Below are 10,378 nucleotides of genomic sequence, written 5' to 3' on the forward strand. Positions count from 1 at the left end.
CCTTTTTACTTATTTTATCATCTCAACGCCAGCGGGCTTGATTTTCCAAATTTCCCGCGCATATTCGCTGATTGTGCGGTCGCTTGAAAAATAGCCTGAACCGGCAATATTCATTAAGCTCATTTTCAGCCAATGTTCCCGATCCTCATATGCTTTCCCAGCTTCTTTCTGGATATTGACATAGGAAGCAAAATCCCTCAACACAAAGTATTGGTCATTTTCCATCAGCAGTGAATCGAAAATGGGCTCGAACTCATCATCGGCATCCGGGAAGAATCCATTCACGAGCTGGTCGGCAACCTGGCGAATTCGCTTATCATGATGATAATACTCTCTGGAATTATATCCGCCATTTTGATAATAGCTGAGCACCTCATCGGCCGTTAGGCCAAAGATGAAAATATTGTCATCTCCTGCTTTTTCTTTTATCTCAATATTGGCTCCATCCAGCGTACCCACTGTCAAAGCGCCATTCATCATGAATTTCATATTGCCTGTACCGGAAGCTTCCTTGCTTGCTGTTGAAATTTGCTCGCTGATATCTGCAGCCGGGAAAATTTCCTCCGCCAGCGAAACCCGGTAATTCTCCAGGAAGATAACCTTTAGAACATCTTTTATCTGCGGGTCATTGTTCACCTTTTCAGCCACGGTATTAATTAGTTTAATGATCTTCTTTGCATAGTAATAGCCTGGCGAAGCTTTAGCCCCGAAAATAAATGTCCGGGGATGCATCCGGAAATTGGAATCTTCCTTCAGCCTATTATATAAATGCATAACATGAAGAATATTTAACAGCTGGCGCTTATAAGCATGCAGACGCTTAACCTGAATGTCAAAAATTGAAGACGTATCAACAATTATGCCCTGCTGCTCCTGGATGCGCTTCGCCAATCTTTCCTTGTTCAATTGCTTAACCTTATGCAGCTGATCAAGGAAAACTCTATCATTCTTAAAATCTGCCAGTTCGTGAAGCTTTTCCGGTTCCCGAATCCAGCCAGCCCCAATGCTTTCATTAATAAGACCAGATAAAAGCGGATTGGCTTTCAGCATCCATCTTCTGTGTGTGATCCCATTGGTTTTATTATTAAACTTCTCAGGAAAAATATCATAAAACTGATTCATTTCCCGCTTCTTTAAGATTTCTGTATGAAGCGCGGCAACACCATTGACGCTTGAACTGCCGACAAGGGCAAGGTGTGCCATCTTAACCTGGTCATGTGCGATGATCGCCATATCCTCAATCCGCTTCCAGTCACCCGGGTATCTCTCCCAAAGCCCTCGGCAAAATCGTTCATTGATTTCATTCACTATCATGTAAATCCGCGGCAGTAAAGGCTGGAAAATGCGGACAGGCCATTTCTCCAAAGCCTCTGAAAGAGTTGTATGATTCGTATAGGCAATCGTCCGGACCGTAATGTCCCAGGCTTCCTCCCAGTCCATTCCCTCTTCATCCAGCAGGATTCTCATAAGTTCAGGAATGGCAAGGACCGGATGTGTATCATTAATATGAATGCTCACATATTCATGGAAATCTCTTAAACTATTATGCTGCTTTCGATAGGAACGCACAATGGAACGGATACTGGCCGAAACAAGAAAGTATTGCTGCTTAAGCCTCAGAATCTTCCCCTCATCATGGGTATCATCAGGATATAGAAACTCCGAAACCGATTCGGTTTCCCGTTTATATTTTAAAATATCATGATTTACAGGATATGGAGACGGTTCAGCATTCCAAAGCCTTAGAGTGTTAATCGTATCTGTTTTATAGCCAGCGACAGGCATATCGTAAGGAACAGCCGAAATTGTCTCAGCATTCACATGGCGGAACACAAGCCTGCCGTTGTCCTCTGCCGTTTCGACTTTGCCCCAAAAAGGAACTTCAATTGCCAGGTCTGCTTTTCTTACTTCCCAGACATGGCCGTTCCGCAGCCACTGCTCCGGAAGCTCCACCTGATAGCCATCCACAATTTTCTGCTCAAATAGGCCATGCTTATAGCGAATTCCACAGCCATGGCCTGGAAGATTTAAGGAAGCCAGTGAATCCATAAAGCAAGCTGCCAGACGTCCCAGCCCGCCGTTTCCAAGCCCTGCATCTGCCTCGATTTCTTCAAGGCGGTTCAAGTCAATTCCCAGATCTGCCAGGCCTTCCTGGACAACCTGCTCAATTCCCAGATTTATCAGATTATGATGAAGCAGGCGCCCCAATAAAAACTCGATGGATAAGTAATATACCTGCTTTTCTCGGTCGATGCGGTACCGTTCATTTGTATTAATCCACTCTGTACTCACATGTTCCCTGATCATATTTCCGAGCGTGAAGTAATGATCTCTTTCTGTGCTTTCACCAAAGCTTTTACCGCATGTCATCTCCAGTTTCTTCAGGAATTCCTCTTTGAACTCATCGCGATCAGAAAACATGGCTTTCACTCCTTGAAACAAGGCCTGCATATAGCTGATTGTATTTGAAAGCAGATTGCGCCCAGCTGTTATCCATTCCCATTGCATTTTTCATAATTTGCTCCCATATTTTGCTGTCACCGTAAAAGCTTATTGCTCTTCTAATAGTGTACAGCATATCATGGGCATTAAAATGGCTGAAGGAAAAACCGTTGCCTTCTCCTGTGTCTTCATTATAAGAATGAACAGTATCATTTAATCCGCCTGTTTCCCTGACGATGGGAATTGATCCATATCTCATTGCAATCATCTGCCCTAAACCGCATGGCTCAAATTGTGAAGGCATTAAGAATAAATCGGACCCTGCATAGAACTCATGTGCAAGCCCTTCATCAAACCCAATATATGCTTTGCATTTATCGGGGTAGCCCGCTTCCATCTCCCTGAAAAATTGCTCAAACTCAGGATCCCCAGTCCCCAAAACAAGGACTTGAATATCATCCTGCATAAGCTCATGGAACACACATTTAACCAGGTCTAGGCCCTTTTGTTTTGTCAGCCTCGTAACCATGGCTATCAGAGGAACCTCTTCCTTAACCGGCAGGCTGAATTTTTTCTGAAGATGCATCTTATTCTCTTTTTTAATCTGAAGCTTTTCAACGGCATAGTTCTCTTTTATAAATGGATCCTTCTCAGGATTATAAAACTCATCATCAATCCCATTTAAGATGCCTTCCAGATCATAAGCTCTGCGCTTCAGCAAATCATGCAGTTTCTCTCCGTAATATTTCGTTTGAATTTCATCTTTATAGGTAGGGCTGACTGTTGTAATCTTATCAGCAGCGACAAGTCCGCCTTTCATAAAATTGATATTTCCGAAGAATTCAAGCTTATCTGGATGAAAGTGGCTATAGTCAAGCCCTAATAGATCCCCTAAAGCACTCCCCGGCATGATTCCCTGAAACTGAAGATTATGAATGGTAAAGACTGTCCGAATGAACTCATACCCCTTTTTCGCACGATACTCAACCCTCAGCAGAAAAGGAATCATCCCGGTATGCCAATCATGGCTGTGAATGACATCTGGATAGTAATCAATATGCTGAAGAGCATCCAGCACGGCCCGGTTAAAATAGGCAAACCTCTCTCCATCATCATAATACCCATATAATTTTTCACGGTTGAAGTAGTATTCATTATCAACAAAATAGAATAGGATTCCCTGATACTCAAGTTCTTCAATTCCGCAATACTGGTTTCTCCAGCCTACCTGAACTGTAAACTCGCACTTTTTAGACATTTTCTTTTTTAAATCATCTGATATGGAACCATACTTAGGAAGGATAACCCGTACGTCAGTCCCCTGCTTTGCAAGTTCTTTCGGGAGAGAACCAGCTACGTCAGCAAGACCTCCGGATTTAATGAATGGAACACATTCAGAAACAGCAAACAATACTTTCACGAGTTCATCAGCGCTCCTTGTACGGTACCTTTGCGAATAACCAGAGGCATTTCATGTCTTCCCTCAATCCTGGCACCGGATTCTACCTTAACATCTTTATCTAAAATAACGGAGTCTAAAACACAGTTTTCTCCAATTTGGGTTTTTTGCATAATTATGCAGTTTTTCACGACTGAGCCTTTGCCAATTTTTACCCCGCGGGAGATAATGCTGTTCTCGACTGTCCCTTCAATCATGCATCCATTCGCAATCATTGAATTCTTTGCACTCGCACCTTTCATATAACGGGTTGGCGGTTCATCCTTTACTTTTGTATAAATCGGCTGGCTGCGCAGAAAAATATTTTTCCATGCCTCCGATTCCAATAGGCCCATGCTGGCAGCAAAGTAATTTTCAATGGAATCAATCATGACGGCCAAACCGGCATATTCATAATTGCATATCGTGTAGGAATGATGGATGTCTGTAACGACATCACTCATGCATGTGTATCCAGTTTCGTTTCTATTTTCTATTAAGCTAATGAGCAGCGAAGTTTTTACAAGGTACATTTCAAGGGAGCGCCCATCCTGCCGAACAACTGTAATATCACACCCCGTCATAATATGTCTATCCAGAACAGGCCTGAAATCCATATTAAAAACGGTAAAACAGTTTGAGATCAATGCATACTCCTGTTTGCTGCGATAAAAATAATCCAAATTAGCAGCAAAGTGATTGAAAGATCCAATTCCTTTACTTGGACTATCCAGCAAAGGAGATGGGAAAAAGAATAGCCCATCCCTTTTTCTGTTTAGGTCCCAGTTTTTCCCCGAACCAAGATGATCCATTAAAGAGCGGTATTGATACTTCGGAAATATGGCAACACTTTCAATATCCGAGTTGACCATATTGGAGAGAACAAAATCGATTAGCCTATAGCGGCCTGCAAACGGAACAGCTGCGAGCGACCTGTGTACTGTCAATTCCTCTAAATCTTCATGGTAGGTTGTTGCGTCTATCACACCAAGCATTCTCTTCTTCATGACATTCCCTCCCGTTTTATTGGCCAGGCGCCGTTTTGGCATCCAGGCTGTAAATTAAGAACAAATTCCCTGTATCATTTCCTGTGTTATCAGAATAATTTCATCATCTTCTTCGGAAGCACTAATCACAACGCCATCAGGTATGTTCATTCCGCTTGGCACAATAGCCTTTTCAATATAGACATTTTCACCAATTACAGCATCAGGCATGATGACCGATTCACGGATGACAGTATTCTTCCCAACCAGAACCCCTTGAAATAGCACTGACTTTTCAACTTCCCCTTCAATTGTACAGCCTTCATTTATCAAAGACTCTGCAACCTCTGCTTGAGTTGAAATAAACTGTGGAGGATGATTCGGATTCACCGAATAGATCCGCCAATCATGATCAAAAAGATTCAGCTCGCATTCATCATCCAATAAATCCATATTTGCTTCCCACAGGCTCTTTACTGTACCGACATCCTTCCAATAGCCATTGAACGGGTAAGCGAACAGCTTTTTATTTTCATCAAGCATTAGTGGGATAATATCCTTCCCAAAGTCATGACTTGATTCCGGATTGCGGTCATCCATTTCCAGATATTCCTTTAAAACAGACCAATTAAAAATATATATTCCCATGGAGGCCAGATTATTTTTTGGATATGCTGGTTTTTCCTCAAATTCTGCGACCCGCATCTCCTCATCCGTGTTCATGATTCCGAACCTGCTTGCCTCCGGCCAAGGCACTTCAATTACAGAAATAGTGGCATCCGCGCCTTTTTCAATATGATAATTCAGCATCAGCTCATAATTCATTTTATAAATATGATCACCGGATAAAATCAGGACATATTCAGGATCATACTGCTTTAGATAATTGAGGTTCTGATAAATAGCACTCGCTGTTCCCGTATACCACTTGACTTCCGATGATTCGCTGTAAGGGGGCAGCACTGTCACACCGCCGTTCTTTCTATCAAGATCCCATGCGCTGCCTATGCCAATATACGAATTCAGGACCAGCGGCTGGTATTGGGTAAGAACACCGACTGTATCAATTCCGGAATTGGTGCAATTGCTCAATGTGAAATCAATAATCCGGTATTTCCCTCCAAACGGAACGGCAGGTTTCGCCAGGCTTTTTGTCAGAGAACTAAGCCTGCTCCCTTTCCCTCCTGCTAATAACATTGCGACGCACTTTTTCTTTCCCATTTCCCTTCCTCTCCTTCCGATGTTTTACAGGGCGTAAAATTGAAATGCCAAATGGCGGAATAGACATTTCCAAACTGAACGGCTTGCCATGAAACTCTTTTTCCTCAGTCTTAAGGATCCTCTTGTTGATGCAATTTGATCCTCCAAAGCTATCACTGTCACTGTTGAGTATTTCCCGATAAGACCCCGCCTTTGGAACTCCAATACGGTAATCAGGGTAGAAAGCAGGTGTGAAATTGCAGACAATCACAAGAAAATCATCCACTTTAGAGCCTTTCCTGATAAAAGAAAAGATGGATTGGTCTGCATTATGACAATCAATCCATTCAAAACCATCCTGAAGGTGATCAAGCTCAAAAAGAGCCTTTGAACGTTTATAAACCTTTATTAAATCTTTCACATAATCATTTGCTTTTTTATGCATCTCGTAATCAAGCAGATGCCAATCAAGCTGTTCTTTGTCTTTCCATTCGGAAAACTGCCCAAGTTCGCTCCCCATGAAAAGAAGCTTCTTGCCGGGGTGGGCAATCATGTAGCCAAGCAGGAGCCTGAATTGGGCAAATTTTTGCCAGTAATCTCCCGGCATTTTATCAAGCAGCGATTTTTTCCCATGGACAACTTCATCATGTGAAAAAGGCAGTATGAAGTTTTCTGTAAAAGCATACAAAAGCGAAAATGTCATCTTTCCATGAGCACCAGATCGCCTCTCAGGAGCTGTTTCCATATATGTAAGAACGTCATTCATCCAGCCCATATTCCACTTGTAATGAAAACCCAGCCCTCCATAATGGACTGGTGCAGTCACTTGCGGCCAGTCTGTTGAATCCTCTGCCATCATGAGAAAGGAAGAGTCATATTGAGAAACAACTTTATTTAAGTTCTGCAGAAAACAGGTGCCGAATGGATTTTCTGTCTTCCCATCCCGGTTAGGCCAATAGATAATATTAGCGACTGCATCAACCCGGAAGCCATCAATATGATATTTTTCCATCCAAAAAACAGCGTTGGAAATAAGAAAGCTTTGAACTTCTTTTTTGCCGTGGTCAAAATTGGCAGTGCCCCATACTCTGTTCTCTCTGTCGCCTTCTGTTTCATACTCATACAAATACGAACCATCAAACTGGTAAAGGCCATGGGCATCCTTGCAGAAATGCCCCGGCACCCAGTCCAGAATGACCCCAACACCGTGCTGGTGGCACTGATCAACAAAATACATAAAATCATGCGGGCTGCCATAACGGCTTGTAACAGAGTAATAACCTGTTCCCTGATAGCCCCAGGAAGCGTCGAGCGGATGCTCAATTAGAGGAAGCAATTCTATATGCGTAAACCCATGTTCGACCACATAAGGAATTAGCTCATCTGCAAGCTCCCTGTATGTATACAGACTTCCAGATTCTTTTTGCTTCCACGAGCCCAAATGGACTTCATAAATGACTGCAGGCTCCGTATAAATAGACTTCATTTCTTTTTTTTGGATCCATTTGCTGTCATTCCACTGATACCCATCCAGCGAATATACTTTAGATGCTGTATTGGGCCTTACTTCTGAAAAAAAGCTATAAGGATCAGCCTTTAATAACACATCTCCTTTCTTTGTTTCAATTTCATACTTATACAAGGCACCTTCCATGTTTCCATCCAGCTGAATAAACCAGACACCTTCATTATTCACTCTATGTAAGGTATAGCCTTCTCCATTCCAATCATTAAAATCACCGACTAATCTGATAATTTCAGCATTCGGTGCCCACACACAAAAACGGGTAAGCACTTCTCCGCCATTGGAAACTACATGTGCACCAAATAACTGGTGACTCTCGTAATATGTCCCTTCATGGAACAAATGCAGCTGATAATCGGTTGGAAACAAAGTATCCACTACCATCCTTCTCCCCACCCAGTCTCGTTTCTTTTGACTTTCCTGTTATATTCGGCGAACGTGAGAAAAATCCTTGTAAAAGTTTTTTTAATTTTATGACAACAATGTTCAAATCCCGCTAAAAACCGATAGCATTCTGCCCAATTTAACAGCCTTCGACATAATCTCCGGTAAACTTAGACAAAATAAAACAAAGTATGCAAGCAAAAAATGAAAGGAGAATAATATTTTGAGCAATAAAGAAGAGGAATTTTTATTGAATGAGGCATCAAAAAATGAAACAAGAATTCCATTATTTGAAGCACCGGATGGAAAGATTATGGCCACTGGCGATATGTTTAGAGGCCCCTATACGGGAATATCTTCCGAAATCGATTTGAATAATCCAGGCAATAAATTAAGCAAGGAAGAAGAGAAGTTTGATTAAAAAACAGGGAAGTAACTAACTGAGGGAAGCTGGAACAGAACAGAAAAGACAACAAAAAAGCTGCCAACAAATTGTTGACAGCTTTTTTGTATGACCCCTACGGGATTCGAACCCGTGTTACCGCCGTGAAAGGGCGGTGTCTTAACCGCTTGACCAAGGGGCCAATATGGCGGAGAAGGAGGGATTTGAACCCTCGCGCCGGTTACCCGACCTACACCCTTAGCAGGGGCGCCTCTTCAGCCACTTGAGTACTTCCCCATATATGGCTCCGCAGGTAGGATTCGAACCTACGACCGTTCGGTTAACAGCCGAATGCTCTACCACTGAGCTACTGCGGAACAATAATATAAAATGGTGGGCCTAAATGGACTCGAACCATCGACCTCACGCTTATCAGGCGTGCGCTCTAACCAGCTGAGCTATAGGCCCATTTTGGAGCGGGTGAAGGGAATCGAACCCTCATCATCAGCTTGGAAGGCTGAGGTTTTACCACTAAACTACACCCGCGTTAAGATTAAAAATGGTGGCTCAGGACGGAATCGAACCGCCGACACAAGGATTTTCAGTCCTTTGCTCTACCGACTGAGCTACTGAGCCACATATTGTTTATTTTGTAAAAATGGCGGTCCGGACGGGACTCGAACCCGCGACCTCCTGCGTGACAGGCAGGCATTCTAACCAACTGAACTACCGGACCAGATTGCGGGGGCAGGATTTGAACCTGCGACCTTCGGGTTATGAGCCCGACGAGCTACCGGACTGCTCCACCCCGCGATAGTATTATTAAAATATGGAGGAGGAAAGGGGATTCGAACCCCTGCGCGGTTTGACCCGCCTGTCGGTTTTCAAGACCGATCCCTTCAGCCGGACTTGGGTATTCCTCCGTATAAATGAAAGTGGTGGACCTTGTAGGACTCGAACCTACGACCGGACGGTTATGAGCCGTCTGCTCTAACCAGCTGAGCTAAAGGTCCAGCATTGATTAATTAAATGGTAGCGGCGGAGGGGATCGAACCCCCGACCTCACGGGTATGAACCGTACGCTCTAGCCAGCTGAGCTACACCGCCGAAATGCTAAAATATTTATGGTGGAGCCTAGCGGGATCGAACCGCTGACCTCCTGCGTGCAAAGCAGGCGCTCTCCCAGCTGAGCTAAGGCCCCAATAATAAATGGTCGGGAAGACAGGATTCGAACCTGCGACCCCTTGGTCCCAAACCAAGTGCTCTACCAAGCTGAGCTACTCCCCGTTAATAATGGCGCGCCCGAGAGGAGTCGAACCCCTAACCTTTTGATCCGTAGTCAAACGCTCTATCCAATTGAGCTACGGGCGCATGATTAAATTCTACTGGTGCCGAGGACCGGAATCGAACCGGTACGGTAGTCACCTACCGCAGGATTTTAAGTCCTGTGCGTCTGCCAGTTCCGCCACCCCGGCAATAAATGGAGCGGAAGACGGGATTCGAACCCGCGACCCCCACCTTGGCAAGGTGATGTTCTACCACTGAACTACTTCCGCATAAAGAATGGTGCGGGTGAAGGGAGTCGAACCCCCACGCCTTGCGGCGCCAGATCCTAAGTCTGGTGCGTCTGCCAATTCCGCCACACCCGCAATATGAAATTAAAATGGTGAGCCATGAAGGACTCGAACCTTCGACCCTCTGATTAAAAGTCAGATGCTCTACCGACTGAGCTAATGGCTCATAGTTTTATGAGACTTCCTAAAGCCTGTTATGTGCAGTCAGATGTTCCAAAGCTAAACGCTTTGTCACAGATTGCTATTCGGGTGAAGTGATTCACTGGTGCTGCAATCTGCTCTACCGACTGAGCTAATGGCTCGTTGAAGTGGTGCCGGCGAGAGGACTTGAACCCCCAACCTACTGATTACAAGTCAGTTGCTCTACCAATTGAGCTACACCGGCAGCTTGAATATTTAAATTAATGGTGGAGGATGACGGGATCGAACCGCCGACCCTCTGCTTGT

The 10,378-nt window shown here is 44.1% G+C and carries 6 protein-coding genes and 20 tRNA genes (1 of these 26 cut by a window edge); 1 reads left to right on the top strand and 25 read right to left on the bottom strand.

The window, feature by feature from the left end; genetic code table 11:
* Nucleotides 1–9 precede the first annotated feature (9 nt).
* Genes IRB79_RS23840 through glgB form a run of 5 tightly spaced genes read right to left on the bottom strand, consistent with a single transcriptional unit; the run spans nt 10 to nt 7,975 of the window.
* A complete protein-coding gene (locus IRB79_RS23840; protein ID WP_243505609.1) occupies nt 10–2,421 on the bottom strand; it encodes a glycogen/starch/alpha-glucan phosphorylase in 2,412 nt (803 codons plus the stop codon).
* Entirely contained in the window at nt 2,411–3,862 is a 1,452-nt protein-coding gene (gene glgA / locus IRB79_RS23845; RefSeq protein ID WP_243505618.1) for a glycogen synthase GlgA, read from the bottom strand. Before glgA ends, IRB79_RS23840 begins: the two co-directional genes overlap by 11 nt.
* Nucleotides 3,859–4,887: a GlgC family sugar phosphate nucleotidyltransferase gene (locus tag IRB79_RS23850; protein ID WP_243505619.1), complete on the bottom strand. Its 1,029-nt coding sequence runs from the start codon at nt 4,885–4,887 to the stop codon at nt 3,859–3,861. Before IRB79_RS23850 ends, glgA begins: the two co-directional genes overlap by 4 nt.
* Nucleotides 4,888–4,941: 54 nt before the next feature.
* Nucleotides 4,942–6,087 (bottom strand): glucose-1-phosphate adenylyltransferase, encoded by a 1,146-nt coding sequence (locus IRB79_RS23855; RefSeq protein WP_243505620.1) that lies wholly within the window; start codon nt 6,085–6,087, stop codon nt 4,942–4,944.
* On the bottom strand, nt 6,029–7,975 hold the full coding sequence (gene glgB / locus IRB79_RS23860) for a 1,4-alpha-glucan branching enzyme (RefSeq protein WP_243505621.1): 1,947 nt from the start codon (nt 7,973–7,975) through the stop codon (nt 6,029–6,031). The genes IRB79_RS23855 and glgB overlap by 59 nt, the downstream gene beginning before the upstream one ends.
* Nucleotides 7,976–8,198: 223 nt before the next feature.
* On the opposite strand from glgB, the gene IRB79_RS23865 reads away from it, so the two are divergent.
* Nucleotides 8,199–8,396: a hypothetical protein gene (locus IRB79_RS23865; protein ID WP_243505622.1), complete on the top strand. Its 198-nt coding sequence runs from the start codon at nt 8,199–8,201 to the stop codon at nt 8,394–8,396.
* 91 nt (nt 8,397–8,487) lie between these two features.
* Here the strand turns inward: IRB79_RS23865 and IRB79_RS23870 are convergent.
* From IRB79_RS23870 to IRB79_RS23965, 20 genes are all read right to left on the bottom strand, one after another.
* Nucleotides 8,488–8,559, bottom strand: a tRNA-Glu gene (locus IRB79_RS23870).
* A 4-nt stretch (nt 8,560–8,563) separates the two neighbouring features.
* Nucleotides 8,564–8,654, bottom strand: a tRNA-Ser gene (locus IRB79_RS23875).
* A gap of 5 nt (nt 8,655–8,659) precedes the next feature.
* A tRNA-Asn gene (locus IRB79_RS23880) sits at nt 8,660–8,734 on the bottom strand.
* 14 nt (nt 8,735–8,748) lie between these two features.
* Nucleotides 8,749–8,825 (bottom strand) — tRNA-Ile (locus IRB79_RS23885).
* A gap of 4 nt (nt 8,826–8,829) precedes the next feature.
* Nucleotides 8,830–8,903 (bottom strand) — tRNA-Gly (locus IRB79_RS23890).
* Nucleotides 8,904–8,917: 14 nt separating this feature from the next.
* Nucleotides 8,918–8,993: transfer RNA gene (locus IRB79_RS23895), tRNA-Phe, on the bottom strand.
* A gap of 23 nt (nt 8,994–9,016) precedes the next feature.
* Nucleotides 9,017–9,093: transfer RNA gene (locus tag IRB79_RS23900), tRNA-Asp, on the bottom strand.
* A gap of 3 nt (nt 9,094–9,096) precedes the next feature.
* Nucleotides 9,097–9,170, bottom strand: a tRNA-Met gene (locus tag IRB79_RS23905).
* A gap of 17 nt (nt 9,171–9,187) precedes the next feature.
* Nucleotides 9,188–9,280 (bottom strand) — tRNA-Ser (locus IRB79_RS23910).
* 13 nt (nt 9,281–9,293) lie between these two features.
* A tRNA-Ile gene (locus IRB79_RS23915) sits at nt 9,294–9,370 on the bottom strand.
* Between the two features lie 17 nt (nt 9,371–9,387).
* Nucleotides 9,388–9,464: transfer RNA gene (locus IRB79_RS23920), tRNA-Met, on the bottom strand.
* 18 nt (nt 9,465–9,482) lie between these two features.
* Nucleotides 9,483–9,558 (bottom strand) — tRNA-Ala (locus IRB79_RS23925).
* 9 nt (nt 9,559–9,567) lie between these two features.
* Nucleotides 9,568–9,644, bottom strand: a tRNA-Pro gene (locus IRB79_RS23930).
* A 7-nt stretch (nt 9,645–9,651) separates the two neighbouring features.
* Nucleotides 9,652–9,728 (bottom strand) — tRNA-Arg (locus tag IRB79_RS23935).
* 15 nt (nt 9,729–9,743) lie between these two features.
* Nucleotides 9,744–9,832, bottom strand: a tRNA-Leu gene (locus IRB79_RS23940).
* 6 nt (nt 9,833–9,838) lie between these two features.
* Nucleotides 9,839–9,913 (bottom strand) — tRNA-Gly (locus tag IRB79_RS23945).
* A gap of 8 nt (nt 9,914–9,921) precedes the next feature.
* A tRNA-Leu gene (locus tag IRB79_RS23950) sits at nt 9,922–10,006 on the bottom strand.
* Nucleotides 10,007–10,021: 15 nt separating this feature from the next.
* A tRNA-Lys gene (locus IRB79_RS23955) sits at nt 10,022–10,097 on the bottom strand.
* Nucleotides 10,098–10,240: 143 nt separating this feature from the next.
* Nucleotides 10,241–10,316, bottom strand: a tRNA-Thr gene (locus IRB79_RS23960).
* Nucleotides 10,317–10,336: 20 nt separating this feature from the next.
* Nucleotides 10,337–10,378 (bottom strand) — tRNA-Val (locus tag IRB79_RS23965); it runs 34 nt beyond the window's last position.

Source organism: Cytobacillus oceanisediminis (genome assembly GCF_022811925.1).
GTDB classification, from domain to species: Bacteria; Bacillota; Bacilli; order Bacillales; family Cytobacillaceae; genus Cytobacillus; species Cytobacillus oceanisediminis_D.

What these genes read in the sequence shown, in the direction of transcription:
- IRB79_RS23855 (WP_243505620.1), bottom strand. Translation starts at nt 6,087, where the DNA reads ATGGGAAAGAAAAAGTGCGTCGCAATGTTATTAGCAGGAGGGAAAGGG.
- glgB (WP_243505621.1), bottom strand. Translation starts at nt 7,975, where the DNA reads ATGGTAGTGGATACTTTGTTTCCAACCGATTATCAGCTGCATTTGTTC.
- IRB79_RS23850 (WP_243505619.1), bottom strand. Translation starts at nt 4,887, where the DNA reads ATGAAGAAGAGAATGCTTGGTGTGATAGACGCAACAACCTACCATGAA.
- IRB79_RS23840 (WP_243505609.1), bottom strand. Translation starts at nt 2,421, where the DNA reads ATGTTTTCTGATCGCGATGAGTTCAAAGAGGAATTCCTGAAGAAACTG.